Consider the following 25318-nt stretch of genomic DNA (forward strand, 5'->3'; position numbering starts at 1 on the left):
ATCGGTGGACGCGGAGACAGCCAGACCGCAGCATTGGGCCGACGCGGTGGCCGCCTGGTCCGGACGGATCGTCACGATCGCCGGGGCCTGGCTCCTGATCAGCCTGCCGCTGCGGCACGCGCGCTGGCCGCACTGGATCGACTACGCGTTCGGGCTGCTGAACGTGCCCACCACCCGCAGCCTGTTCGTCGTCGTCGGGTTGTTGCTGCTCGGCAGCGCGCTGCGCCGCCGGCTGCGGGCCGCGCTCTGGCTGGCGATCGCGGTCCAGGTGATCGCGGCGCCGACGCAGGTGCTCGTGGTGTGGATCGCGGCCGCGAACTGGGCCGACCTCGCCGCCACCGACCTGGACCTGACCCGGGCCGAGGTCGTGCTCACCGGCGTCTCGGCGGTGGTCGCCCTCGCGCTGGCGGTGCTGCTCTGGCGGGCCCGCGGTGCGTTCCCGGCCCGCCTGGCCCCGTTCTCGCGGCGCGCCGCGCTCGGCGTGCTCGCCAGCGGCCTGATCGCCGCCTGGGCCCTCACGCTCGGCCTGACCGAGCTGTTCCCGCGCACCCTCGACGGCTTCCGCGAGAAGCTGACCTGGACCAACCGGTCGGTGTTCGGCTTCACCGCGGCCGGTGACCGGGCCGGCCTCAACGGCCACTTCGGCCACCACTGGATCGCGGTCATCGGTGGCACCGCGTCCGCGATCGCGCTGCTCGCCGCCGTCGCGGTCTTCCTGCGCGCGGCCCGGGCCGCTCAGTACCTCGGGGCGGACGAGGAGCTGAACGTCCGCCGGCTGCTCCTGGAGAGCGGCGACCGCGACTCGCTCGGCTACTTCGCCACCCGCCGCGACAAGTCGGTGATCTTCTCTCCCGACGGCCGGGCCGCGATCACCTACCGGGTCGTCGCGTCGGTCAGCCTGGCCAGCGCCGACCCGATCGGGCACCCGGCGTCCTGGCCGGCCGCGATCGAGGCCTGGCTCGCCGACGCCCGCGGGCACGGCTGGTTCCCGGCCGTGCTCTCGGCGAGCCAGGCCGGCGCGAGCGCCTACGTCGGCGCCGGGCTGAAAGCGCTGAGCCTCGGCGACGAAGCGATCGTCGAGGTGGAGGACTTCACGCTCGACGGCCGGACGATGCGCCCGGTCCGCCAGGCGGTCACCCGGATCCGCCGCGCCGGCTACACCCTCAACGCCCGCCGCCACCACGAAGTCGACCCCGACGAGTGGCCGCACCTGGAGCTGAAGGCCGAGGCCTGGCGCGGTGACGCCCCCGAGCGCGGCTTCTCGATGGCGCTCGGCCGGTTCGGCGATCCCAGCGACGACCGCTGTGTGCTGGTCACCGCCCACGATGCGGACGGCGAGGTCCGCGGCCTGCTGTCGTTCGTGCCGTGGGGCGCCCGCGGGCTCTCGCTCGACCTGATGCGCCGCGACCGCGAGGCCGAGAACGGACTCAACGAGTTCATGGTCGCGGGCCTGATCGAGGCCGCACCGGGCCTGGCCGTCCGCCGGATCTCGCTGAACTTCGCGATGTTCCGCGCGGTGTTCAGCTCGGCCGACCAGGTCGGCGCGGGACCGGTGACCCGGCTCACCGACGCGGTGCTCTCGGTCGCGTCCCGGTTCTGGCAGCTGGAGTCGCTGTACCGCTCGAACGCGAAGTACCTGCCGACCTGGCTGCCCCGGTTCGTCTGCTTCGACTCGAGCCTGACGCTGACCCGCGCGGCGATCGCGGCCGGCATCGCCGAGGGATTCCTGCCCGCCCTGCCCCCGCGCGGGCGCGCGCCGGAAGACGGGTTCGCCGACGAGGTCCGCAAGCAGGACGACGAGCTGCTCCGCCCGGCCCGGCCGCAGTACCGGCTCAACCAGCAGCAGAGCGCCCGCCGCGCGAAGGCCGAACAGCTCGCCGCGGCCGGTCACGACCCGTATCCGGTGACGGTCCCCCGCAACGCCACGCTGGCCGAGGTCCGCGCGGCCCACGACGGCCTGGCCCCGAACCACCGCACCGGGGTGCGGGTCAGCGTCACCGGCCGCGTCCGGGCACTGCGCGACCTCGGCGGCGTCAGCTTCGGTGTACTCCAGGACGACGGGGTCACCCTGCAGGTCATGCTGACCGCCGACGGCACGCCGCAGAGCGTCCGCCAGTTGTGGAAGCAGACGGTGGACCTCGGCGACCACGTCGGCGTCACGGGTGAGGTCGTCACCTCGGAACGCGGTGAGCTGTCGGTCCTGGCGGACGACTGGACGATGGCGGCCAAGTGCCTCCGGCCGCTGCCGGACGCGCACGCCGGGTTCTCCGACCCGGAGGCCCGGGTCCGGCAGCGCTACCTCGACCTCCTGGTCAACGCGGACGCGATGCAGGTGTTGCAGCAGCGCAGCGTGGCCGTCCGGGCCCTGCGGGACGGACTCGCGACCCGCGGATTCACCGAGGTCGAGACGCCGATGCTGCAGGCGGTGCACGGCGGCGCGGCGGCCCGGCCGTTCCGCACGCACATCAACGCCTACGACACCGACCTGTACCTGCGGATCGCCCCGGAGCTGTACCTCAAGCGGCTCTGCGTGGCCGGGATGCCGAAGGTCTTCGAGCTCAACCGCAACTTCCGGAACGAGGGCGTGGACGCGACCCACAACCCGGAGTTCACCTCGCTGGAGGCCTACCAGGCCTACGCCGACTACACCGACATGCGGGAGCTGACCCGCGCGCTGATCCTCGAGGCCGCGGTCGCGGTGCACGGCGCGCCGATCGCGATGCGGCCGGACGGCCCGGTCGACCTCAGCGCACCCTGGCCGGTGGTGACGGTCCACGACGCGATCAGCCGGGCGACCGGCGCCACGCTCACACCGGACACGCCGCTGCGCGTCTTCCGGGACGCCTGTGCCCAGCACCACGTCCATGCTCCGGCGGACGCGACGCCCGGCGAGCTCGCGGCCGAACTGTACGACGCGCTCGTCGAGAAGAACACGACCTATCCGACGTTCTACACCGACTTCCCGCTCGACACCTCGCCGCTGACCCGGGTCCACCGGAGCGACGCCCGGCTGGCCGAACGCTGGGACCTGGTCGCGTACTCGGCCGAGCTGGGCACCGCGTACTCGGAGCTGGTCGACCCGGTCGACCAGCGGGAACGGCTCACCGCGCAGTCGATCAAGGCGGCCGCGGGCGACCCGGAAGCGATGCAGATCGACGAGTCGTTCCTGACCGCGCTGGAGTACGCGATGCCCCCGACCGGGGGGCTCGGGCTCGGCGTCGACCGGCTGGTGATGTTCCTGACCGGCACGAACATCCGGGCGACGCTGGCGTTCCCGTTCGCCCGCCCGGCCCCGTCGCCGTGAAGGGCCCGCGGCTGCGCTTCCTGGTCGTGCTGACGCTGGCCTGCCTGGTGCTGATCCCGTGGACGATCCTGCTCGGGCTGACGCTGCCCGACGAGCACACGTCCCGGCGCTGGCCGCTGACCTGGGTCGGGTTCGACGTGGTGCTGATCGGGTGCCTGGGCACGACGGCCTGGATGGCGTACCGGCACCGGCTGGCGGTGGTGCTCTGGGCGATGCTGACCGGAACGCTGCTGCTCTGCGACGCGTGGTTCGACATCACGACCGCGACCGGCGACGAACTGCTGGCGAGCATCCTCGAAGCGGTGGTGGCCGAACTGCCGCTGACCGGGTTCCTGTTCTACGTGGCCCGTCGCGTCCTGCTCCGGACCGTCCGTCCCGGGCCCGGCCGCCGCCTGTCCCAGCTGCCGGTGTCAGGCACTGCGGATTAGCTCGCCGGCGATCGCCCGCATGCCGGCGGCGTTGGGGTGGAATCCGGCGCCGGCCCGGCGGGCGTTCGGGATGAAGCCGTTGACCCAGGGCTCGGGCGTGCCGATGCCGTGACCGGCGCTGAGTACCGACGCCCGGACCAGCCCGGCCCCGGTCGCCTGGGCGGCCACCGCGAACGACCCGGACACCCGGCGGCCGAGCGCCCGCAGCGCCCGGCGCTGGGGTTCGGTGAACGGCGCCTCGGGCCCTAGCGGCGTCTTCTCCTCGAGGATCGTCAGGTAGTCGACCAGCACCACCCGCGCACCGGGCGCCCGCTCGTGCACCGCGTCCACGATTCGCCGGAGCCCGTCGACCACCAGGTCGGGGTCGGCGACCGGCACCGGCCCGCGGGCCAGCCGCGTGCCGAGCGCCCGCGACCACCAGCGCCGCTGCAGATGGTTCGCCCAGGCCAGCCGCATCATCGTCGCGAGGTAGCCCAGGTCGTTGCCGCCGACCGTCACCGTGACCAGGTCCGCGGTCTCGGGCACGCCGGTGATCTGCGGCGGGAACGTGGAGCGGGCCACCCGCTGCGGCTGGTCGAGCACCGTCGCGGTCGTCGCGCCGGAGACGGTGAGGTCGGTCAGCTCGGCGCCGAGAGCCTCCGCGAACAGGTGCGCGTAGTTGGCGCCGGAGCGGCCCGCGGACGCGTTCACGACCGGCGGGATGCCGGGCCCGGCCGCGAACGAGCTGCCGAGTGCGACGACGTGTCGGTAGGTCATGCGGCCCATCTGATCAGGCGCAGCCGATCAGTTGCCGTTCGGGTGCGCCTCCGGAGGGTGCGGGTTGCGGACCCGCCGGCCCGCTCATTTCGCAACCGAACGGGCCGACACCTCACTCGTGGACGTCGATTCCACGCCTGGAGCTGTCCCCGACCGACGTGAGGTACTCATGGCCCGCCGACTTCTTCCCGCCGCACTGGCCGCCGCCGCAGTGGCCGGCGCGCTGGCCTGCGTCGCTCCTGCCGACGCCGCGGTCGCGACCGCCAACCTCGCTCCCAGCTCGGCCCAGGGCATCACGATCTACGGTGCCGGCTACGGGCACGGCCGCGGGATGAGCCAGTACGGCGCCCAGGGTGCGGCCAAGAAGGGTCTCTCGTCGGCGAAGATCGTCGCGTTCTACTACCCCGGTACGACGCTGGCCGCGAAGGGCAACCCGACGCTCCGCGTCCGGCTCTCGGCGATCGACAACGGCCACTTCACGCTGGTTCCGACCACCGGCGCCACGGTCTCCGGCGTGGTCGCGACGGCCGGCAACGGCACGAAGGTCTCGCTCCCGGCCCGGGCCAAGTGGCACGTCGCCCGCAGCGGCGCCAACTACGTCGTCCAGGAGCCGGTGACGGCCACCACCTGGCGGACGACGTACACGCTGCGCGCGCCGGTCACCTTCAGCGGGCCGTCGGCGCTGCGCGTCGCCTACAGCAAGGCCAAGACCGACTGCCGCGGTGGCGGCAGCGTGACGTTCGCGGGATCCCTGCAGGCGGCGGTCTCCGACAACGCCTCCCGGTTCCTGGCCCGGATGCCGATCGACACCTACCTCCGCGGTGTCGTGGCCTCCGAGATGCCCTCGAGCTGGGCCCCGGCCGCGCTGCAGGCCCAGACGATCGCGGCCCGCACCTACGCGACCGCCAAGATCACCGCGTCGCGCTACTACGACGTGATCGACACCCAGGCCAACCAGTGCTGGGACGGCCAGACCTCGGAGACTGCGGCGACCGACGCGGCGATCAAGGCCACCGCGGGCAAGGTCCTCACGGTCAACGGCAAGCCGATCAGCGCCGAGTTCTCGTCGAGCAACGGCGGCTTCACCGCGCCCGGCGGCGTCGGCTACCTGGTCTCCAAGGCCGACCCCTACACGTCGCCGACCGTCTGGACGAAGGTCGTCTCGCCGTCGGCACTGGCGGCGCTCGACGGCCCGCTCGGTCTGACGACCGTGACCTCGGTGAAGGTGATCAAGCGCAGTGGCGGCGGACGCTGGGGCGGACGCGCGGACGCCGTGCAGCTGATCGGCACCAAGGCCGGCGGGAAGGCCGCGACGGCCTCGATGACCGCGACGTCGTTCCGGGTCAAGCTGGACCTGAAGAGCAACTATCTGGGGTTCACCCAGTAATTTCGCTACCGTCCATTAACCTGAGCCACAGTGGCTTCTTCCCTGCGAGCTGAAACCGATAATCAGCGGATGAGACGTGTCCCGGCAGCACTCGTACCGGTTTTCGCCGCGCTCTGCGGCGCGCCGGGCGCGTTCCTGCCGGGGAGCATTTTCGCCCACGTGTCCTACCTGATCGGCTTCAGCGTCCTGGTCGGTCTGAGCTGGGGCCGGTTACGGCAGATTCCCGCTCCGGCCCGGCGGGGGTACGGCTACATCGCCGTCGCTCTCACGGTCTGGCTGGCCGGCGATCTGTTGCACGACGTACTGGAGTGGCTGATCGGCCCGCTGGGCGACGTGACGCCGTCCGACGTTCTGTGGGTCAGCGGCTATCCGCTGCTGGGGTTCGGGCTGATCAAGCTGGTCCGGCTCCGGGCCCCGGTCCGGCTCCGCGAGGGCTGGCTCGACGCGCTGGCGATGACCACGGTGCTCGGCTGGATGTGCTGGCAGTTCTTCATCCTGCCCGCGGTCGAGGCCGAAGACCTGTCACTCAAGACCGTGTTCGCGGTGTTCTACCCGCTGGGCGACGTGGTGTTCTTCGCCGCCGCCGCGATCCTGGTGCTGGCGCCGGGGTCGAAGCGCGGCCCGATCCGGTACCTGGTCGCCGCGCTCGCGCTGTCGCTGATCGGCGACATCTGGATCTCGATGACCCCGGCGCTCTTCAGCGACCTGTCCCGCGCGGCCCAGGCCGACCGCTACGACGGCGTGCTGCTCACCGCCAACAGCCTGTTCGTCGCCGCGATGGTCCACCGCGACGCGGCCCGCATCGCCGAGCCCGACACCGCGCGCGAAGACCGGCTGCACCCGGCCCGGGTGGTGTTCCTGGGCATCTCGCTGGTGACGCTGCCGATCTTCGCCGGGCTCCAGCCGTTCCACTCGCTGGTCAGCCGCGTCTCGCTGCTCGTCTCCATCGCGGTGCTCACCGGTCTGATCCTGTCCCGGTTCCTGCTGGTCGTCCGGGAACAGGAGTCGATCCGTGCGATGCTGGCCCATCAGGCCCACCACGACCAGCTGACCGGGCTGGCGAATCGGCAGGCCCTGCACGCGGCGCTCGATCTGGCGCTCAACCGGGCCGCCGACCTGGGTTCGGTGTACGGGCCGGTGATCCTGTACATGGACCTCAACGGCTTCAAACAGGTCAACGACCAGCACGGACACGCCACCGGAGACCTGGTGCTGGCCGAGTTCGCCCGCCGGCTCTCGTCCGAGTTGCGCACCGGCGACGTCGCGGCCCGCCTCGGTGGCGACGAGTTCGTCGTCCTCGCGGAGAACATCGCGAACGCCGGCGAGGCGGAAGCGCTCGCGGAGCGCCTGCGCGGTCTGACGGCCGACCCGATCACCCACTCCGAGCGGTCCCTGCGGATCGGCGTCAGCGTCGGTGTGGCCGCGGCCGGTGATTTCGAACATCCGGACGCCGACGGGCTGCTCGCTGCGGCCGACAGCCGGATGTACGCGCACAAGAGCCTCCGCCGCCGGGCCGCGCTCCCGCCGGGGGCGACGACGAAGCTCGTTTCGGCGTAGCCGAAGCTGGAGGGCGTGACCAGCTTCGCCAGCGACAACTATTCCGGCGTCCACCCCGAGATCCTGGCCGCGCTCGCCGCTGCCAACGAAGGCCATCAGCCCAGCTACGGCGGGGACGTCTACACCTCGCGTCTGCAGGACGCCGTCCGGGAGGTGTTCGGGCCGCCGGCCCGCGTCTACCCCGTCTTCAACGGTACCGGGGCGAACGTGGTCGCGCTCTCGGCGGCCTGCGACCGCTGGGCCTCGGTCATCTGCTCGTCGTCCGCCCACATTCACGTGGACGAGTGCGGAGCGCCGGAGAAGGTGGCCGGCATCAAGCTGCTGCCGGTGCCGGCCGAGCACGGAAAGCTGACCGTCGACGCGATCCGGCGCGAAGCCCGCGGATTCGACGACGAACACCGGGCGCAGCCGCAGGTGGTGTCGCTGACCCAGTCGACCGAGCTGGGCACCGTCTACACACCGGACGAGATCGGCACGATCGCGGAGTTCGCGCACGCCCACGGGATGCGGGTGCACGTGGACGGCGCCCGGCTCGCCAACGCCGCCGCGCATCTGCGGGTGCCGCTGCGGGCGTTCACCACCGACGTGGGCGTCGACATCCTGTCGTTCGGCGGCACCAAGAACGGGGCGCTGCTGGGCGAGGCGGTCGTCGTGCTGAACCCGGAACTCGATCGCGGGATGGCGTACCTGCGTAAGTCGGCGATGCAGCTGGCGTCGAAGATGCGGTTCGTGTCGGCGCAGTTCCTGGCGCTGTTCGAGGGCGATCTGTGGCTCCGGAACGCGTCGCACGCGAACGACATGGCGGCGCGGCTGCACGAGCGGGTCCGCGACCGGGTCGAGGTGAGCCACCCGGTGCAGGCGAATGCCGTCTTCGCGCGGGTGCCGGAGGCGGCGCTGGCCGAACTGCATTCGCGGTTCCGGTTCTACGACTGGGATGAATCGGTCGGCGAGGTCCGGTGGATGACGTCGTTCGACACGACCCCCGAGGACGTGGACCAGTTCGCCGAGGCGGTGCGGGCCGCGCTGGCCTGAGGCCGGAGCGGGGCAGGCCCCGTCGTCATGCGGACTCCTCGGTCAGCAGAGCGGCCAGCACGAGCTCGCGGTACGCCGCGTCGTCGATGATCCGGCCGGGAGCAGTATGGCGCAGTTGCAGGTGTCCCAGATAGGCGGTGTAGGCCAGCTGTGCCCGCCGCGCGGCCTCCTCGTCCGCGAACCCGGACGAACGCAAGACCGACGCGATGTACGCGATCCGCTGCGCGGTCACCCGGTCGGGTACCGACGACACCTCGGCGATCACCTCCGACGTGTGCCTGCTCTCCCACCGCGCCAGCATGGCCTCGACCAGCGCGTCCCGGTTCGCGAAGTGCCAGTAGAAGCTGCCATGATCCGGAACACCCACGCCCGCACCCTGGACTGCCCCGCCCCGACGGCGGGTGCACTCCTCGACACCGTCTCCGGCCCCGAAGACGCGCTCTGGCCCGCTCCGCAGTGGCCCCCGATGCGTCTCGACCGGCCCGTGCAGGTCGGCGCGTCCGGCGGCCACAGCAGAATCCGCTACGCGGTCAGCGAGTACGAGCCGGGCCGCCGGGTCCGCTTCGACTTCGCGCCGGGCTTCCCGGCCCGGGGCTGGCACGAACTCCGGGTCGAATACGTGGGCGCCGAGCGCTGCCGCCTGGTCCACGACATGGCGATCACCCCGCGCGGCTCGATGCGGCTGGCCTGGCCGCTGGCGATTCGCTGGCTGCACGACGCCCTGCTCGAAGACCTCCTCGACACTGCCGAACGTGCCACGACCGGCCACGTCCGGACGCCGAACCGCTGGTCACCGTGGGTACGGCTGGTCCGCGCCGCGATGAACAACCCTCAGTTGTCGACCAAGGTGATCTCGAACGCGTAGAGGTCGGGCCGGTAGCAGTGGTGGCCGAATTCGACGACCTTGCCGACGTCGTCGTAGGCGGTGCGGTCCATCGTGAGCACCGCACCGTGACGCTTGATCTCGAGTAGTCGCGCCTCCTCCGCCGCCGCCGGACGCGCACCGATGCGCTGCCGCGCCACCCGGATGTGCGTCCCGCGGCCACGGAGGAGCTGGTAGAGGCCGCGCGTCGTCAGGCCGTCGGCGCTGAGCCCGGTGAACTCCTCGGGCAGATAGTTCTCCATCACCGCCAGCGGCACACCGTCCGACAGACGCAGACGCCGCAGGTGCAGCACCGGGGAGCCGACCGCGACCGCGAGCCTCCCCGCGACCTCCTCGTCGGCCGGACCGACCTCGTGCGACAGCAGCGTGGTCGCGGGTCGCTGGCCGCTGCGGTCGAGGTCTTCGTAGAGGCTGGTCAGCTCGACCTTGCGGGTGACCGGACCGTGCACCACCTGGGTGCCGATCCCGCGCCGTCGCACCAGGAGCCCCTTGCTCACGAGCTCCTGCATCGCGCGCCGCACGGTCGGCCGGGACAGGTTCAGACGCTCGCCGAGCGCGATCTCGTTCTCCAGCCGCGTTCCCGGGGGCAGCCGGCCGTCGAGGATCGCCTGCTCGAGGCGGGTCGCGATCTGGAAGTAGAGCGGGATCGCGCTGCCGCGGTCGATGTCGAGGAAAAGGTCTTCCGGCAGCGGCGCAGACGTGTTCGCCTCAGCGGGAGCCGCCATGTTCGGGCCTCTCTCGAGCTGACCGACCTCGGCCTTTGTCACAAGATTCTGACATTTCCCGGCAACCCGGCCGCGCGCAGGTCCACTCCGGCCTCCGCGCGGAGCGCGACGCCGCGCCGGCGTGCGGCTGCACGTCGGCCGGCGCGGCGACCGGGCCTGCCGCCGGGGTTCAGCCGAGCAGGGGGCGCTGGTGTTTGCGCTGCTCCACGTACTCGGCGCGCGCCTGCTCGGTGCTCGCGGACTCGGAGACCTGGGCGACCGGGACGTCCCACCAGCCCTCGCCGTCCGGCCCGTACCGGAACGGGTCGGACTCGATGTGGATGAGCGTGGAGGTCACCGCGGCTTTCGCCGCCTTCACGGCCTCGCCGAGCTCGGCGACGGCCTTCGGCCCCGGCGCGATCTCGATCACGTCGATGCCGTAGCTCCGGGCGTTCGCGGCCAGGTCCACCGTGGTCAGGAGTTCGCCGGACTCGAAGTTCCGCGCGTCGCGGTCGAGGTACCGGTAGCGGGTGCCGAAGCGCTCCGAGCCCACGGTCTCGGACAGGTGACCGATCGAGGCGTACCCCTGGTTCTGAATCAGGACGACGACGATCTTGAGGCGTTCGGCGACGGCGGTGGCCAGCTCGGAGTGCAACATCAGGTACGAGCCGTCGCCGACCAGCACGATCACGTCGCGGTCGTCGTCCAGGGCTTGCAGGCCGCGTTTGACGCCGAGCCCGCCGGCGATCTCGTAGCCCATCGTCGAGAACGCGTACTCGACGTGGTAGCCGAGCACGTCCCGGACCCGCCACAGCTTGTGCAGGTCACCGGGGAGCGAACCGGCCGCCTGCACGACGACGTCCCGCGGGTCGCTGGCCGACTGGACCGCGCCGATGATCTCCGCCTGCCCCGGCCGCCCGGACCCGGACGGCGCCGGTGCGGACGGCGCCAGTGCGGCGTCGGCGAGAGCGTCCCAGTGCCGCTTCTCCCTGGCGATGGTGGCCGCGTAGTCGTCGGAGACGGTGGCGGCGCCCTCGCGGAGGGCCCGGAGCGTCTCGCGCGCGTCCGCGACGACCGGGAGCTGCGTGCCGTGCTTGTAGGCGTCGAAAGCGGCCACGTTGATGTTCACGAACCGCACGCCCGGGTGCTGGAACGCGGTCCGGCTCGCGGTGGTGAAGTCGCTGTACCGGGTGCCGATCCCGATCACGACGTCCGCGTCGGCGGCGAGCCGGTTGGCCGCCGTCGTCCCGGTCGCGCCGACGCCGCCGAGGTACTGCGGGTGGTCCCAGTTCAGGGCGCCGCCCCCGGCCTGGCTGGTGCCGACCGGTATGCCGGTGGCCTCGACGAACTCCCGCAACGCGTCCTCGGCGCCGGAGTAGATCACCCCGCCGCCGGCGACGAGGAACGGCCGGGCCGCGCCCCGAATCGCGGCCGCCGCCCGAGCCAGCGCCCCGGGCTCGGGCACCGGCCTGCGGAGGTGCCACTCCCGGTCGGCGAGGAACTCCACCGGCACGTCGAGCGCCTCCGCCTGCACGTCCTCCGGCAGGGCGATCGTCACCGCGCCGGTCTCGGCCGGATCGGTGAGCACGCGCATCGCGGCCAGCGCGATCGAGTAGAGCTGCTCGGGACGCTGCACCCGGTCGAAGAACCGGGACAGCGGCCGGAACGCGTCGGTGACCTGGAGACCGAGGTCGTGCGGGAGCTCGAGCTGCTGCAGCACCGGGTCGGCGACCCGGGTCGCGAACGTGTCGCTCGGCAGGAGCAGGGCCGGTAGGCGGTTGGCCGTGGCCAGCGCGGCACCGGTGAGCATGTTCGCCGCCCCCGGCCCCACCGACGCGGCACAGGCCAGCGTCGCCCGCCGCCGGTGCACCCGGGCGAACCCGACCGCCTGGTGCACCATCGCCTGCTCGTTGCGGGCCTGGTGGTACGGCAGCAGGTCGGGTTGCGACGCGTTGTACTGCTGCAGCGCCTGGCCGAGACCGGCGACGTTGCCGTGGCCGAAGATCCCGAGTACCGCCGGGATCGCGCGTTCGCGGACGTCGCCGTCGACCGTCCACTGGTGGGCCAGGAACTCGACCAGCGCCTGGCCCACCGTCATCCGGCGAGTGCTCGACATTCGGGGTCCTTATCCGTGAACGAGGGAGGCGGCGATGTCGACCGCCTGCTGGACGTCGTCGTCCTGGGGGTAGAGCAGCGTGCGGCCGACGACGAGACCGTGCACACCGGGGAGAGCGAGCGCGTCGCTCCAGGCCGCGTACGTCTCGGCCGGATCACCACCGCCCTCGCCGCCGAGCAGGAGCGTCGGCAGCGTCGTGGCCTCCAGCACGCGCTCCATGTCGGGCACCACCGGCAGCTTGAGCCAGGTGTAGGCCGACGAGCCGCCGAGACCGGCCGCGATCGCCACCGAGGTGATCACCGCGTCGGTCGACAGGTCGTTGACGACCCGCCGATCAGCCCACTCGCTCATGAACGGCTCGAGCATGATCGGGAGCCGCCGGCGCGCTGCCGCCGTGACCGCCCGGGCCGTCGACTCCAGCGTGCGGGCGGTACCCGCGTCGTCCAGATTGATGCGGACGAGCAGCTTCGCGGCGTCCAGACCGGACGTGGCCATCGACTCGACGTCGTGGCCGGTGAACCGGTCGTCCATCTCGAACACCGCGCCGCGCAGGCCACCGCGGTTCATCGAACCGACGGCGATCTTGCCGTCGAGCGCACCGAGCAGCGCGAGGTCGTCGAGGACGTCCGGCGTGCCGAGGACGCCGTCCACCCCGGGCCGGGAGAGCGCGAGCACCAGCCGCTGCAGCAGGTCGTACCGGTTGGCCATCGCCATCGGGTCCCCACCGACGCCGAGCGCACCGCGCGCGGGGTGGTCGGCCGCGACGATGAACAACCGCCCGTCACCGGCCACCAGCGGGCGACGGCTCCGCGCGCCGAACGCGTCGGCCACCGCGTGCGGGTTCGCGTGGCGCGCCCGGCGCAGCGCGGCGAACGCGTCCTCGCTGATCAGGGGGCCGGTCCGGAGATCAGGCATGGACACGGCCGAGCTCCGTCACGACTTCTCCGGTGGTGGGCATCGCGGTCGAGCACTCCCGGCGGCCGGCCACGATCGCCCCGGCGACGTTCGCGAACCGCAGGATCCGCACCAGCGGCCAGCCCTCCAGCAGCCCGTGGCACAGCGCACCGCCGAAGCCGTCCCCGGCACCGAGGCCGTTGACGACGTCGACCGGGTACGGCGGCACCTCGACGGTCTCGTCGCGCGTCTTGGCGAGCACGCCACGCGGGCCCTGTTTGACGATCGCCAGCTCGAGACCGCGCTCGAGCAACGCGTCCGCGGCCCGCCGGGGATCGGTCTCCCCCACCGCGACCTCGCACTCCTCGCGGTTGCCGACCGCGACCGTCACGTGCCGCAGTGCTTCGCCGACCTCGGCGGCGGCGGCCTCGGGCGAGGACCAGAACATCGGGCGGTAGTCGAGGTCGAGCACGGTCAGCGGGGCCCGGCCCCGGGCCGCCCAGGCGGCGTGGTGGGTGTCGCGGCTCGGCTCCCGGGAGAGGCCGGTGACCGTCGACCAGTAGATGCGGGCCTCCGCGATCGCGGTCACGTCGAGGTCGGACGTGGTGAGCATCAGGTCGGGCGCGATCGGGTCGCGGTAGAAGTACAACGGGAAGTGGTCGGGCGGGAAGATCTCGCAGAACGTGACCGGAGTCTTCAGGCCGCCGACCGTCGTGACGAGCCGGTTGTCGACGCCGAGCCGGTCGAGCTCCCGGCGGGCGTACCGGCCGAACGGGTCGTCGCCGACGCCGGTGATCACCGCGCTGCGCCGCCCGTGCCGCGCGGCGGCGACCGCCACGTTCGTGGCGCTCCCACCGAGGTACTTGCCGAACGTCTCGACGTCTTCGAGGCCGACGTTGTCCTGTAACGGGTAGAGGTCGACGCCGATCCGGCCGATCGTGACCAGGTCGAACGGTGTGCCCATGAAGTCCCACCTCCTTTGTCCTGACAAACTAACAATGCTGACAGGACGGGACAAGACCTAGCCACACCACAAAGCCGGGGAGTCACCCTGGGTGACTCCCCGGACTCGACCGCCGAACGGCTACCGCTGGGGCGCGCGCTCCACCTCGAGCTCGTGGTCGATCGCGTCCGGCGCGCCGCCGAACTCGTCCGCGATCTCACCGGCGACGTCGTCCGACGCTCCCGCGTGCCCGGCCGCCAGGCCGGCGTCGGCCCGGGCCAGTTCGAGGTGGCCGGTCGCCAGCACCGCCACACCGGCGAGCACGGCCACGGCACCGACCACGAACGGCACGTGGATGTTCCAGTGGTCGACCATCTTCCCGGCGACGTACGGCGCCAGGCCGCCGCCGATGAACCGCAGGAACCCGTACGCCGCCGACGCCACCGGGCGCTCGACCGGCGACACGAGCATCACCGCCTGCGTCGTCAGCGTGTTGTTCATCCCGGCCACGATCCCGGACGCGATGACGCAGGCGATCACCACCCAGCGCACGTCGGTGAACAGGCCGATCAGCAGGATGAGCACGGCGAACGCGGTGAGCGCCCCGTACAGTGACGGCGCGGTCCCGAACCGCCGCTGCAGCCACGGTGCGCCGGTCACGGCGAAGAACGCCAGCAGCAGACCCCAGGCGAAGAACACGAAGCCGAGGTGGATCGCGTCCAGCTCCATCGGGTACGGCGCGTACCCGAGCATCGTGAAGAAACCCCAGTTGTAGAACACCGCGGTGAGGCCCATCGTCAGCAGGCTGCGGTGCCGCAACGCCTTGACCGGCGCGAGCAGCGACGTCTTCCGCGCGGGCCGCTGGATGTCCTCGACCATCGTCACGGTGGCCAGTAGCGCGATCGCCATCAGCACCGCGACGCCGAAGAACGGCCCCCGCCAGCTGAGGTCACCGAGCAGGCCGCCGATCAGCGGGCCGGCCGCGATCCCCAGCCCCAGCGCCGCTTCGTAGAGCACGATCGCGCCCGCGAACCCGCCGGACGCCGACGCGACGATGACCGCCAGCGAGGTGGCGATGAACAGCGCGTTGCCCAGGCCCCAACCGGCCCGGAAGCCGACGATGCCCCCGATCGAGCCCGACAGGCCGGCCAGCGCGGAGAACACGACGATGAGCACGAGACCGGCGATCAGCGTCCGCTTCGCGCCGATGCGGCTGGCGACCCAGCCGGTGAACAGCATGGCGACGGCCGTGACCAGGAGGTAGCTGGTGAACAGCAGGCTGACCTGGCTCGGCGTGGCGTGCAGCTTCTCCGACAGCGCCGGGAGGATCGGGTCGACCAGGCCGATGCCCATGAAACTGACGACGCACGCGAACGCGACCGCGTAGACGGCCTTCGGCTGCTTGAACAACGTGCCACCGGAAGCAGTGCTCACCGGATCACCTCCAGGCCACGACAATAAGTTGCCCCACACAACGATAAGAGCATAACGAGGTTATGGAGAGAGTGCATAATCACGTTATGGATGCCACCGCCGGGACGCAGTTGATGCCGGTACTCGCGCAGCTGATCCGGGTCGTCAGGCAGACCGACGCGCCCGACGGGCTCAGCCTGGTGGCGCTGGCGGTGCTGCGGCGGCTGGAGGCCGGCGGCTCCGGCCGGATCAGCGAGCTGGCCCGGGTCGAGCGGGCGTCGCAGCCGGGGATGACGCAGCTGGTCGGTCGGTTGGAGCGGGCCGATCTGGTGCGGCGGGTCCCCGACCCGCACGACGGACGCGGGGTCCTCGTCGAGCTCACCGACGGCGGCCGGGCGCAGCTCGCCCGTACGCAGGCCGGGTACGCGGCCACACTGGACACGCTGCTGAGCCGCCTCGACGAGGACGACCGCGCGGCGATCGCGGCGGCGCTACCGGCGCTCGGCCGGCTGGTGCGCGCCGACACGCCGGTCCGGAGTGCGTGATGGGCTCGTGGGGGCCCGAGCCGGAGGCGTTCGAGCTCGGCACCGACGGCCCCGGCACGATCGTCGTCGGGCTCGACGACTCCCCCTCGGCGTTACGGGCGCTCGCCTACGCCGCCGGGCTGGCCCGCCGGAACGGCAGCACGCTGGTCGCGGTGCACGTCCGGGAGCCGGGCTCGGCCGCGCTCGGCTGGAGCGCGTGCGCCGCGGCCGGCGCGTCGAGCCTGCTCGCCCAGGCCGCGTACGAGGCGCGCGACGCGGTCGTCGCCGCGCTGCGGTGCGAGGTGGCGCACCTCGCCGAGCAGTGGGGCGTCCGTGTCCGGCTCGTCGTCCGGGACGGCGATCGCCTCAAGGCACTGGCCGCGGCCGCCACCGAACACCACGCCGACGCGCTGATCGTCGGCACCTCCACGCGAATCGGCTCCCGCCTGGCCGGATCGCTGGCCGTCCGCCTGGTCCGCCGTCGCAACTGGCCTGTCACGATCGTCCCTTGACGCTCGATGCCCGGGCGCCACCCCGGTCCGAGGAGAAGCTCATGGGAACACTCGAAGGCAAAGTCGCCTTCATCACCGGCGCCGCCCGCGGGCAGGGCCGCAGCCACGCGATCCGCCTGGCCCGGGAGGGCGCCGACATCATCGCCGTCGACCTGTGCGCGCAGGTGGACACCGTCGCGTATCCGATGGCCACGCCGGACGACCTGCAGGAGACCGTGCGGCAGGTGGAGGCGCTCGACCGGCGGATCCACGCCGTCCGCGCCGACGTCCGCGACCTGGCCGCACTGAAGTCGGCCGTCGCCGACGGGCAGGCGCAGCTCGGTCCGGTCGACATCATCGTCGCCAACGCCGGGATCGTGGCTTTCGGAGCCACCGGCACGACCGACGAGCAGGCGTTCCGCGACGTCATCGACATCAACCTGATCGGCGTCTGGAACACGGTGACCGCCGCGGTGCCGAGCCTGATCGAGAAGGGCGCCGGTTCGGTCGTGCTCACCAGCTCCACCCAGGGTCTGAAGGGCACCGGCGGCAACGGCGGCGGCGGCAGCTCGGCCTACGCCGCCGCCAAGCACGGCGTCGTCGGGCTGATGCGGACGTTCACCAACTGGCTCAGCCCGCTCGGCATCCGGGTCAACTCGATCCACCCGACCGGCGTCAACACGCCGATGATCGTCAACGACGTGATGGCCGCGATGTTCGCGGATCCGACCGCGATGAGCGACGCGGTCAGCAACCTGATGCCGGTGCCGATGGTCGAGGCGATCGACGTCAGCAACGCGATCGCGTGGCTGGTCAGCGACGAGGCCCGCTACGTCACCGGCGTGACGCTGCCGGTCGACGCCGGGTTCAACGCGAAATAGCCCCCAGCCCTGCCGGACGGCCCACCGGTACCGCAGGATCGCCGCCTCAGTACTGCAGGCCGGCGAGGCTGGTGCGGACCGCCGACGCGATCCCGGTGAGCCGGGTCGCCGTGTCGGCGGCCGTAGCCGCCCCCTGCGTGGTCTGCGCGGCGATGTCCGCGACCCCGGACACGTTGTCGCTGATGTCCCGCGACCGGGTCGCCACCTCGTTCACGTTCCGGCTCATCTCGGTCGTCGTCGCCGACTGCTCCTCGACCGCGGCCGCGATCGTGCTCTGGGCGTCGTTGATCCGGTTGATGACGTCGGTGATCTCGGCGATCGCGGTGACGGCCGCCGACGAGTCCCGCTGGATCGCCGACACGCGTTCGGCGATGTCCTCGGTCGCCCGCGCGGTCTCCTGCGCGAGGTCCTTGACCTCGTTCGCGACGACCGCGAACCCCTTGCCGGTCTCGCCGGCCCGCGCGGCCTCGATCGTCGCGTTCAGCGCGAGCAGGTTGGTCTGCTCGGCGATCGCGGTGATCTGCCGTACCACGGTGTTGATCTCCTCGGACGAGTCGCCGAGCTGCCGCAGCACCGACTCGGTTTGGGCGGTCGACTGCACCGCCGAGGACGCCACCGACGCCGCCTCGCTGGTGTTGCGGGCGATCTCGGCGATCGACGCGCCGATCTCGTCCGAGCCGCTCGCGACCGTGAGGATGTTCTGCGTGATCGTCTCCGACGCCGAGGACGCGGACTCCGCGCGCGCCGCCGACTCGTCGGCATTGCCCCGTAGCTGGGTGGCGGTCGTCGTGAGCTCCGCGGACGCCTCGACCAGCGCCGACACGTTGCCGTCGACGTCACGCAGCACCGCCGCCAGGCGGTCGTTGGCGATGTTGAGCGCCGAGTTCATCCGGCCGATCTCGTCGGACGTGGTGACCTCGACGCGTTGGTCCAGCCGGCCCTGCGCCATGCCCTCCAGCACCGAGACCGTGCGTCCGAGCCCGCGGGCGATCGACCGGCCGACGAGTAGCGCCAGCGCCGTCCCGACCAGCATTCCGAGCACGATCAGCCCGATGATCAGCGTCCGGGCCGAGGCGTACGCGCTCTTGGCCGCCTCCATCGTCGACGCCGCGTCGGTGTCCTCGATGGTGCGCAGGTCCTGCAGCGCCGCCTGCATGCTGCGCGCCAGCGGGGCGGCCTTGGCGTCGCGCAGCGTGAGGAACTGTACGTCCTCGTTCGCGACCGCGAGCGGTACCAGCTGACTGTCCCGGACCTCGCGGTACGAGGCCAGCGCGGTGGCGAACGCGTCCCGGGCCTTCTCGCGGCCGATCATGTCGGTCGCGGTGTAGGCGGCCCAGTTCTTGTCCAGGTCCGCGTCGGCCGCCGCCATCGCCGTCCGCGCGGCTGCCATCCCGGCCGCGTCCGACGAGATCAGGAGGTTCAGCAGCTGGAGCCGCGCCTCGCGGAACTGGCTGTCGACCGTGCCGAGCTCGAACACCGCCTGCAGCGAGTCTCGGTACATGCCTTCGATCCGGTCCTGCGCGCGCCCCAGCTGCATCAGCCCGACCACTCCGACGACGAGCAGCAGGACGCACACCACGGAAACGACGGCGAGGAGCTTCCGGGACACCGGCAGATTGCCGAACTTCATCGTCAGCCCCTTCGGAAACGGCGGTTTGTTGTCGAATCGGCACCTCGCCGGTCTCCCTGAGACGAATCGAGCGCCTCAGCGTCGCCCGGTCCGGCCTGTACGCGCCGGTCGGCGCCACCGGCCCGGCGAGGGACCGGCCGACCGCGACACCCGGCGGCGCGGCCGCGTGATCCGGAACACCGGCCCCGGCAGGTTTGGCCCGCACGACCGGTGGCATTCTGGCGTCCGTGGGCGTCCGTGAGTGGTTCGAGAGCTGGCCGGTCTACCGCCAGCTCACCGGACCCGATCCTCTAGGCCGCGGCGCGGCGACGCAGTCCCCGCGCTCGAAGAACCTGACGCCACGCACCAGCGACGCCGACCGGGTCGCACACTCGGTCTGTCCGTACTGCGCGGTCGGCTGCGCCCAGAACGTGTTCGTCACCGACGGCAAGGTCGTGCAGATCGAGGGCAATCCCGGCTCTCCGCACAGCCGCGGTCGCTTGTGCCCCAAGGGTTCGGCCAGCAAGCAGCTGGTCACCGGCGCGCACCGCGAGCAGAAGGTCCTCTACCGGGCTCCGTACGCGACCGGCTGGACCGAGCTCGACCTCGACACCGCCATGGACATGGTCACCGACCGGTTCCTGGACGCCCGGCAGCGCGGCTGGCAAGACACCGACGAGAACGGCCACTCGGTCCGGCGGACGCTCGGCCTCGCCAGCCTCGGCGGCGCGACCCTCGACAACGAAGAGAACTACCTGATCAAGAAGCTGTTCACGGCCGCGGGCGCGATCCAGATCGAGAACCAGGCCCGGATTTGACACTCCTCCACGGTCCCCGGTCTGGGGACCTCGTTCGGGCGCGGCGGCGCGACCAACACGCAGCAGGACCTGGCTAACGCCGACTGCATCGTCATCATGGGCTCGAACATGGCCGAGGCCCACCCGGTGGGCTTCCAGTGGGTGGTCGAGGCCAAGAACCGCGGCGCGCGGATCATCCACGTCGACCCGCGGTTCACCCGGACGAGCGCGCTGGCGCACCAGTACGTCTCGCTGCGGGCCGGCAGCGACGTCGTCTTCCTGGGCGGCGTCATCAACTACATCCTCAGCAACAACAAGGACTTCCGCGAGTACGTCGCCGCGTACACGAACGCGGCCACTCTGGTGAGCGAGAAATACCGCGACGCCGAAGACCTGGACGGGCTGTTCAGCGGCTACGACCCGGAGACGGCCAGCTACGACATGACGTCGTGGCAGTACCAGGGCGCCGAGGAAGACCACGCGGCCGAGCACCAGAGCAGCGCGGAGGCCAAGGAGCAGGCGACCGGGCTGCAGCACGAGTCCGGCGGCCCGCCGCTGCACGGTCCGACGCACCCGCCGACCGACCCCACGCTGCAGGACCCGAACTGCGTGTTCCAGCTCCTCAAGCGACACTTCGCCCGGTACACGCCGGAGCTGGTGGAGGAAGTCTGCGGAGTGCCCCGGGAGGCCTTCGAGGAGGTCTGCGACGCCTGGACGTCCAACTCCGGGCGCGAGCGCACGACCGCGGTCGTGTACGCGGTCGGCTGGACGCAGCACACGGTCGGGGTGCAGTACATCCGGTCCGCGGCGATCATCCAGCTGTTGCTGGGCAACATGGGCCGTCCCGGCGGCGGCATCATGGCGATGCGCGGCCACGCGAGCATCCAGGGCTCGACCGACATCCCGACGCTGTTCAACCTGCTGCCCGGGTACCTGCCGATGCCGAGCGCGGGTACGCACACCGACCTGAAGACGTTCGTCGACAGCATCGTCGGCGACAAGCAGAAAGGCTTCTGGGCCCACGCCGACGCTTACACGATCTCGCTGCTCAAGGAGTACTGGGGCGCGGCAGCGACGGCCGAGAACGACTACTGCTACGACTACCTGCCCCGGCTGACCGGCGACCACGGCACCTACCGCACGGTGATGGACATGGTGGACGGAAAGGTCAGCGGGTACTTCCTGCTCGGCCAGAACCCGGCGGTGGGCTCCGCGCACGGCCGCCTCCAGCGGCTCGGCCTGGCCAACCTAGACTGGCTGGTCGTCCGCGACCTGGCGATGATCGAGAGCGCCACGTTCTGGAAGGACTCGCCGGAGATCGAAACCGGCGAGATCGTGACCGAGGAGTGCCGGACCGAGGTGTTCTTCTTCCCGGCCGCCGCACACACCGAGAAGGACGGCTCGTTCACGCAGACCCAGCGAATGCTGCAGTGGCGGGAGAAGGCCACCGAGCCGCAGGGTGACCAGCGGTCGGAACTGTGGTTCTTCTACCAGCTCGGACGGCGCCTGAAGGAGCGGCTGGCGACCTCCACCGACCCGCGCGACCGGCCGATCCAGGACCTGAACTGGAGCTACGGGGTCAAGGGCGACGAGCCCGACGCCGAGTCGGTGCTCAAGGCGATAAACGGCTACGACCTGCGGACCGGTCAGCTCGTCGACGGCTACCTGGATCTGAAGGCCGACGGCTCGACGGCATCCGGGTGCTGGATCTACTCCGGCGTCTACGCGGGCGGGGTCAACCGGGCCAACCGCCGCACCCCGCACGTCGAACACGAGTGGGGCTGGGCCTGGCCGTACGACCGGCGCATCCTCTACAACCGCGCGTCCGCCGACCCGCAGGGCCGGCCCTGGAGCGAGCGCAAGAAGTACGTCTGGTGGGACGAGGAGAAGGGCGAGTGGACCGGCCACGACGTCCCCGACTTCGAGAAGACCAAGCCGCCGTCGTACGTACCCGACCCGGACGCGACCGGCGTCGAGGCACTGCGCGGTGACGACCCGTTCGTCATGCAGGCCGACGGGAAGGGCTGGCTGTTCGCGCCCAGCGGCCTGCAGGACGGGCCGCTGCCGACCCACTACGAGCCGCACGAGTCGCCGTTCCCGAACGCGCTCTACCGGCAGGCCGCCAACCCGACCCGGAAGGTCTACGGCCGGACCGGAGATCCCGGCAACCTGGCGAATCCGTCTCCGCCGGAGAAGCACTCCGAGGTGTTCCCGTTCGTGCTCACGACCTCGCGGCTCACCGAGCACCACACCGCGGGCGGGATGAGCCGCACGCTGCCGTACCTGGCGGAGTTGCAGCCGGCGCTGACCGTCGAGGTCTCCCCCGAACTGGCCGCGGAACGAGGGCTGGAGCACCTGGGCTGGGCGACGATCGTCACCGCGCGGACGGCGATCGAGGCGCGCGTGATGATCACCGATCGGATGCGGCCGCTGCGGGTGCTCGACCGGACCGTGCACCAGGTGTGGCTGCCCTACCACTGGGGCTCGACCGGCCTGGTCACCGGCGACGCCGCGAACGACCTGCTCGGTATCGCGCTGGACCCGAACGTGCTGATCCAGGAGTCGAAGGTGGCCACCTGCGACGTGCGGGCGGGACGGCGTCCGCGCGGACCCGCACTGCTGGAGTACGTCCGGAACTACCGTGAGCGGGCGGGCATCACCGTCGAGACGGGGACGCACGTGCAGACCGGTGGACCGGCACACGTGGAGAGGACGGATCCGTGAGTCGTTCCGGAAGCCCGGCCGCCGACGCCGGATACGTCGACCCGCCACCACGCAAGGGGTTCTTCACCGACACGTCGGTGTGCATCGGGTGCAAAGCCTGCGAGGTCGCCTGCAAGGAGTGGAACGACGTCCCCGAGGACGGGTTCAACCTGCTCGGGATGTCGTTCGACAACACCGGGATGCTGTCGTCGGAGTCGTGGCGGCACGTGGCCTTCATCGAACAGTCACCCCCGGCGGCCCGGGAGCCGGTGGAGCAGACGCCGGTCGACATCGGGATGCCCGCGTTCTCCCGGCCCGGCGACGGCTCCGGCGCCGAGACCCGGCAGGACTTCCGCTGGCTGATGGCCTCGGACGTCTGCAAGCACTGTACCCACGCCGGCTGCCTCGACGTCTGCCCGACCGGCGCGCTGTTCCGCACCGAGTTCGGCACCGTCGTCGTCCAGCCCGACATCTGCAACGGTTGCGGCTACTGCGTGTCGGGCTGCCCGTACGGCGTCATCGACCGCCGCGAGGGTGACGGGCGCGCGTGGAAGTGCACGCTCTGCTACGACCGTCTGCGCGACGGCCAGGAGCCCGCCTGCGCGAAGGCCTGCCCCACCGACTCCATTCAATACGGCGATCTGGACGAGTTGCGGGCTCGCGCCGCCGAGCGGGTCGAGGCGCTGCACGCCGACGGCGTCCGGGAAGCGCGGTTGTACGGCGAGAGCCCCGACGACGGGGTCGGCGGCGACGGCGCTTTCTTCCTGCTCCTGGACGAGCCCGAGGTGTACGGCCTGCCGCCGGACCCCCACGTCCCGACCCGGGACGCCGGCCGGATGTGGAAGGCCGCCGGGCTGGCCGGCCTCGGCCTGGTGGGCGCGGCCGTCGCGGCCTTCGTGGGAGGGAAGCGGTGAGCGCGCAGGAGGGTCGTCGGCGCGGCGGCGGGAGGCGCGGCGGTGACGGCGGCCGGGAACAGTCGATGGTGCCGCGCGCGGAGTTCCGGTCGTACTACGGGCGGCCGGTGCTGAAGGCGCCGGTGTGGAAGGAAGACATCGCCTACTACTTCTTCCTCGGCGGGCTCGCGGCCGGATCCGCGCTGCTGGCCGCCGGAGCGGACCTCACCGACCGCCCGGCGCTGCGGCGCGGCGGACGACTCGGCGGCCTCGCCGCGCTGAGCGCCGGAACGTACTACCTGATCGTCGACCTGGGCCGCCCGGAGCGGTTCCACCACATGCTGCGGGTGGTCAAACCGACGTCGCCGATGAGCATGGGCACCTGGGCGCTGAGCGCGTTCGGCGGAGCACTCGGCGCGGCCGCGGTGTCCGAGCTGGTGCCGTCGCGATGGCCCCGGCTGCAGCGGTTCGCCCAGCTCGTGGCCCGGCCGTCGGGGCTCGCCGCGGCGGCGATCGCCCCGGCCGTGGCGTCGTACACCGCGGTGCTGATCTCGCACACCGCGGTGCCGTTCTGGAACACCGCCAAGGACGAGCTGCCGTTCCTCTTCGTCGGCAGCGCCGCCGCGAGCGGCGCCGGCCTCGGGATGATCGTCGCGCCCCCGGACCAGGCCGGCCCGGCGCGGCGGCTGGCGGTGCTCGGAGCGGGGCTGGAGCTGGCCGCGTCGCACCGGATGGAGGGCCGGCTCGGCCTGGTCGAGGGTGCGATCCAGGAGGAGAAGCCGAGGCGCTACTTCACCGCGGCGAAGGCGCTGACGATCGGCGGCGCGGTCGGTGCCGCGCTGCTCGCCCGGCGCTCCCGCACCGCCGCCGTGGTCTCCGGTGCCGCCCTGCTGGCCGGCAGCCTCTGCCAGCGCCTCGGCGTCTTCCACGCGGGCGTCGCGTCCACCGAGGACCCGAAATACGTCGTCGGCCCCCAGCGCGAGGCGCTGGCTCAGCGGAGCCGGAGCGAGACGCCCGGTTCCGCCGCCACCAGCCGGCCGATCACCGGGTAGCCGGGGAGCTCGCCGGCGACGAGCAGGCCTCCGGACGTCTGGGCGTCGGCGAGCAGCAGGGCCTCGTCTTCCGAGACCCGGCCGGCGTCGAGGTGCGGACGGACCCAGTCGAGGTTCCGCCGCGTGCCGCCGCTCACGAAGCCGTCGCGCAGGGCGTCGCGCGCGCCGTCCAGATAGGGCACCGCGGCGGCCTCGATCTCGGCGGTGACCCCGCTGGCCCGGGCCAGCTTGTGCAGGTGACCGAGCAGCCCGAACCCGGTGACGTCGGTCGCGCACGAGGCCCCGGCTTCGAGCGCGGCGACCGACGCCTTGTCGTTGAGCGTCGTCATCGCCTCGATGGCCTGCGGGAACACGTCGCCGGTCTGCTTGTGGCGGGAGTTGAGGACGCCGATGCCGAGCGGCTTCGTGAGCGTCAGCGGGACACCGGGCGCGCCGGCGTCGTTGCGCAGGATCCGCGCCGGGTCGACGAGGCCGGTGACCGCCATGCCGTACTTCGGCTCCGGGTCGTCGACGCTGTGCCCACCGGCGACGTGGCACCCGGCCGCGCGTCCGACGTCGAGGCCGCCGCGGAGGACCTCGCGGACCAGGTCGAACGGCAGCACGTCCCGCGGCCAGCCGAGGAGGTTCACCGCGACGATCGGGCGGCCGCCCATCGCGTAGACGTCCGACAGCGCGTTCGTCGCCGCGATGCGGCCCCAGTCGTACGGGTCGTCGACGACCGGGGTGAAGAAGTCGGCGGTGGCGACGACCGCGCCGGCCGGCGTGCGGACGACCGCGGCGTCGTCACCGTCGTCGAGGCCCACCAGCAGCTCGTGGTCGGAGTCCACCGGAGTTCCGATGAGCCCTTTGACCGCCTCCTCCAGCTCGCCGGGTGGGATCTTGCAGGCGCAACCGCCGCCGTGGGCGTACTGAGTCAGCCGGTACATGAAACCCACCCTATTCCGGGGGAAT

At 71.9% G+C, this 25318-nt stretch carries 21 protein-coding genes; 12 read left to right on the forward strand and 9 right to left on the reverse strand.

From position 1 onward, the window contains the following. Positions 1–4: 4 nt before the first annotated feature. Together lysX and ACIBZJ_RS04000 are read left to right on the forward strand one after the other, a co-directional pair. Complete coding sequence (lysX, locus tag ACIBZJ_RS03995) at positions 5–3304, forward strand: bifunctional lysylphosphatidylglycerol synthetase/lysine--tRNA ligase LysX (RefSeq protein WP_395925198.1); 3300 nt, start codon at positions 5–7, stop codon at positions 3302–3304. Further along, positions 3301–3732, forward strand: a complete 432-nt coding sequence (locus ACIBZJ_RS04000; RefSeq protein ID WP_395925200.1) for a hypothetical protein — start codon at positions 3301–3303, stop codon at positions 3730–3732. The genes lysX and ACIBZJ_RS04000 overlap by 4 nt, the downstream gene beginning before the upstream one ends. Here ACIBZJ_RS04000 and ACIBZJ_RS04005 read toward each other — a convergent pair. After that, positions 3715–4488, reverse strand: coding sequence for an SGNH/GDSL hydrolase family protein (locus tag ACIBZJ_RS04005; protein WP_395925202.1), 774 nt, complete (start codon positions 4486–4488; stop codon positions 3715–3717). The two genes, ACIBZJ_RS04000 and ACIBZJ_RS04005, sit on opposite strands and share 18 nt — an antisense overlap. A gap of 169 nt (positions 4489–4657) precedes the next feature. Between ACIBZJ_RS04005 and ACIBZJ_RS04010 the strand changes: the two genes are divergently transcribed. The 3 genes from ACIBZJ_RS04010 to ACIBZJ_RS04020 all read left to right on the forward strand — a co-directional run bounded on the left by ACIBZJ_RS04010 (position 4658) and on the right by ACIBZJ_RS04020 (position 8464). Then, positions 4658–5875, forward strand: coding sequence for a SpoIID/LytB domain-containing protein (locus ACIBZJ_RS04010; protein WP_395925204.1), 1218 nt, complete (start codon positions 4658–4660; stop codon positions 5873–5875). 69 nt (positions 5876–5944) lie between these two features. Further along, the gene (locus tag ACIBZJ_RS04015; RefSeq protein WP_395925206.1) at positions 5945–7432 is read left to right on the forward strand and encodes a GGDEF domain-containing protein; all 1488 of its coding nucleotides are present in this window, start codon (positions 5945–5947) and stop codon (positions 7430–7432) included. Positions 7433–7447: 15 nt separating this feature from the next. After that, positions 7448–8464 carry a threonine aldolase family protein gene (locus ACIBZJ_RS04020; RefSeq protein ID WP_395925208.1) on the forward strand — a complete coding sequence of 339 codons (1017 nt, stop codon included), beginning with the start codon at positions 7448–7450 and terminating at the stop codon, positions 8462–8464. 25 nt (positions 8465–8489) lie between these two features. Here ACIBZJ_RS04020 and ACIBZJ_RS04025 read toward each other — a convergent pair whose 3' ends face one another. Then, positions 8490–8831 (reverse strand): hypothetical protein, encoded by a 342-nt coding sequence (locus ACIBZJ_RS04025; protein ID WP_395925210.1) that lies wholly within the window; start codon positions 8829–8831, stop codon positions 8490–8492. On the opposite strand from ACIBZJ_RS04025, the gene ACIBZJ_RS04030 reads away from it, so the two are divergent. Further along, entirely contained in the window at positions 8814–9329 is a 516-nt protein-coding gene (locus tag ACIBZJ_RS04030; protein WP_395925212.1) for an SRPBCC family protein, read from the forward strand. The genes ACIBZJ_RS04025 and ACIBZJ_RS04030 overlap by 18 nt on opposite strands. Here the strand turns inward: ACIBZJ_RS04030 and ACIBZJ_RS04035 are convergent. The 5 genes from ACIBZJ_RS04035 to ACIBZJ_RS04055 form a co-directional block, all read right to left on the reverse strand. Then, a complete protein-coding gene (locus ACIBZJ_RS04035; RefSeq protein ID WP_395925214.1) occupies positions 9296–10072 on the reverse strand; it encodes a GntR family transcriptional regulator in 777 nt (258 codons plus the stop codon). The genes ACIBZJ_RS04030 and ACIBZJ_RS04035 overlap by 34 nt on opposite strands. A gap of 169 nt (positions 10073–10241) precedes the next feature. Continuing rightward, entirely contained in the window at positions 10242–12167 is a 1926-nt protein-coding gene (gene iolD / locus ACIBZJ_RS04040; protein WP_395925216.1) for a 3D-(3,5/4)-trihydroxycyclohexane-1,2-dione acylhydrolase (decyclizing), read from the reverse strand. Between the two features lie 9 nt (positions 12168–12176). After that, positions 12177–13082, reverse strand: a complete 906-nt coding sequence (locus ACIBZJ_RS04045) for a deoxyribose-phosphate aldolase (RefSeq protein ID WP_395925218.1) — start codon at positions 13080–13082, stop codon at positions 12177–12179. Beyond that, positions 13075–14025: a 5-dehydro-2-deoxygluconokinase gene (iolC, locus tag ACIBZJ_RS04050; protein ID WP_395925220.1), complete on the reverse strand. Its 951-nt coding sequence runs from the start codon at positions 14023–14025 to the stop codon at positions 13075–13077. Before iolC ends, ACIBZJ_RS04045 begins: the two co-directional genes overlap by 8 nt. Before the next feature lie 120 nt (positions 14026–14145). Continuing rightward, positions 14146–15438, reverse strand: a complete 1293-nt coding sequence (locus ACIBZJ_RS04055) for an MFS transporter (protein WP_395925222.1) — start codon at positions 15436–15438, stop codon at positions 14146–14148. Between the two features lie 86 nt (positions 15439–15524). Here ACIBZJ_RS04055 and ACIBZJ_RS04060 point away from each other — a divergent pair, with 86 nt between their 5' ends. Genes ACIBZJ_RS04060 through ACIBZJ_RS04070 form a run of 3 tightly spaced genes read left to right on the forward strand, consistent with a single transcriptional unit; the run spans position 15525 to position 17313 of the window. Beyond that, a complete protein-coding gene (locus ACIBZJ_RS04060; RefSeq protein WP_395925224.1) occupies positions 15525–15962 on the forward strand; it encodes a MarR family winged helix-turn-helix transcriptional regulator in 438 nt (145 codons plus the stop codon). After that, positions 15962–16453 carry a universal stress protein gene (locus ACIBZJ_RS04065; protein ID WP_395925226.1) on the forward strand — a complete coding sequence of 164 codons (492 nt, stop codon included), beginning with the start codon at positions 15962–15964 and terminating at the stop codon, positions 16451–16453. The genes ACIBZJ_RS04060 and ACIBZJ_RS04065 overlap by 1 nt, the downstream gene beginning before the upstream one ends. 41 nt (positions 16454–16494) lie before the next feature. Then, positions 16495–17313, forward strand: coding sequence for a mycofactocin-coupled SDR family oxidoreductase (locus tag ACIBZJ_RS04070; RefSeq protein ID WP_395925229.1), 819 nt, complete (start codon positions 16495–16497; stop codon positions 17311–17313). 46 nt (positions 17314–17359) lie between these two features. Here the strand turns inward: ACIBZJ_RS04070 and ACIBZJ_RS04075 are convergent, their stop codons facing one another. Continuing rightward, a complete protein-coding gene (locus ACIBZJ_RS04075; RefSeq protein WP_395925231.1) occupies positions 17360–18943 on the reverse strand; it encodes a methyl-accepting chemotaxis protein in 1584 nt (527 codons plus the stop codon). Between the two features lie 227 nt (positions 18944–19170). On the opposite strand from ACIBZJ_RS04075, the gene fdh reads away from it, so the two are divergent. The 3 genes from fdh to nrfD are packed head-to-tail and all read left to right on the forward strand — an operon-like array spanning position 19171 to position 24367. Next, a complete protein-coding gene (gene fdh, locus ACIBZJ_RS04080) occupies positions 19171–22443 on the forward strand; it encodes a formate dehydrogenase (RefSeq protein ID WP_395925233.1) in 3273 nt (1090 codons plus the stop codon). Next, positions 22440–23336, forward strand: coding sequence for a 4Fe-4S dicluster domain-containing protein (locus ACIBZJ_RS04085; RefSeq protein ID WP_395925235.1), 897 nt, complete (start codon positions 22440–22442; stop codon positions 23334–23336). The genes fdh and ACIBZJ_RS04085 overlap by 4 nt, the downstream gene beginning before the upstream one ends. Beyond that, the gene (nrfD, locus tag ACIBZJ_RS04090; protein ID WP_395925237.1) at positions 23333–24367 is read left to right on the forward strand and encodes an NrfD/PsrC family molybdoenzyme membrane anchor subunit; all 1035 of its coding nucleotides are present in this window, start codon (positions 23333–23335) and stop codon (positions 24365–24367) included. Before ACIBZJ_RS04085 ends, nrfD begins: the two co-directional genes overlap by 4 nt. On the opposite strand, the gene selD is transcribed toward nrfD, so the two are convergent. Next, a complete protein-coding gene (gene selD, locus ACIBZJ_RS04095) occupies positions 24307–25293 on the reverse strand; it encodes a selenide, water dikinase SelD (RefSeq protein WP_395925239.1) in 987 nt (328 codons plus the stop codon). The two genes, nrfD and selD, sit on opposite strands and share 61 nt — an antisense overlap. Positions 25294–25318: the final 25 nt, after the last annotated feature.

It is taken from the genome of Cryptosporangium sp. NPDC051539, from assembly GCF_044454545.1.
Lineage (GTDB): Bacteria > Actinomycetota > Actinomycetes > Mycobacteriales > Cryptosporangiaceae > Cryptosporangium.

What these genes read in the sequence shown, in the direction of transcription:
- ACIBZJ_RS04005 (WP_395925202.1), bottom strand. Translation starts at nt 4,488, where the DNA reads ATGACCTACCGACACGTCGTCGCACTCGGCAGCTCGTTCGCGGCCGGG.
- ACIBZJ_RS04010 (WP_395925204.1), top strand. Translation starts at nt 4,658, where the DNA reads ATGGCCCGCCGACTTCTTCCCGCCGCACTGGCCGCCGCCGCAGTGGCC.
- ACIBZJ_RS04015 (WP_395925206.1), top strand. Translation starts at nt 5,945, where the DNA reads ATGAGACGTGTCCCGGCAGCACTCGTACCGGTTTTCGCCGCGCTCTGC.
- ACIBZJ_RS04030 (WP_395925212.1), top strand. Translation starts at nt 8,814, where the DNA reads ATGATCCGGAACACCCACGCCCGCACCCTGGACTGCCCCGCCCCGACG.
- ACIBZJ_RS04035 (WP_395925214.1), bottom strand. Translation starts at nt 10,072, where the DNA reads ATGGCGGCTCCCGCTGAGGCGAACACGTCTGCGCCGCTGCCGGAAGAC.
- iolD (WP_395925216.1), bottom strand. Translation starts at nt 12,167, where the DNA reads ATGTCGAGCACTCGCCGGATGACGGTGGGCCAGGCGCTGGTCGAGTTC.
- ACIBZJ_RS04045 (WP_395925218.1), bottom strand. Translation starts at nt 13,082, where the DNA reads ATGCCTGATCTCCGGACCGGCCCCCTGATCAGCGAGGACGCGTTCGCC.
- iolC (WP_395925220.1), bottom strand. Translation starts at nt 14,025, where the DNA reads ATGGGCACACCGTTCGACCTGGTCACGATCGGCCGGATCGGCGTCGAC.
- ACIBZJ_RS04060 (WP_395925224.1), top strand. Translation starts at nt 15,525, where the DNA reads ATGGATGCCACCGCCGGGACGCAGTTGATGCCGGTACTCGCGCAGCTG.
- ACIBZJ_RS04065 (WP_395925226.1), top strand. Translation starts at nt 15,962, where the DNA reads ATGGGCTCGTGGGGGCCCGAGCCGGAGGCGTTCGAGCTCGGCACCGAC.
- ACIBZJ_RS04070 (WP_395925229.1), top strand. Translation starts at nt 16,495, where the DNA reads ATGGGAACACTCGAAGGCAAAGTCGCCTTCATCACCGGCGCCGCCCGC.
- ACIBZJ_RS04075 (WP_395925231.1), bottom strand. Translation starts at nt 18,943, where the DNA reads ATGAAGTTCGGCAATCTGCCGGTGTCCCGGAAGCTCCTCGCCGTCGTT.
- selD (WP_395925239.1), bottom strand. Translation starts at nt 25,293, where the DNA reads ATGTACCGGCTGACTCAGTACGCCCACGGCGGCGGTTGCGCCTGCAAG.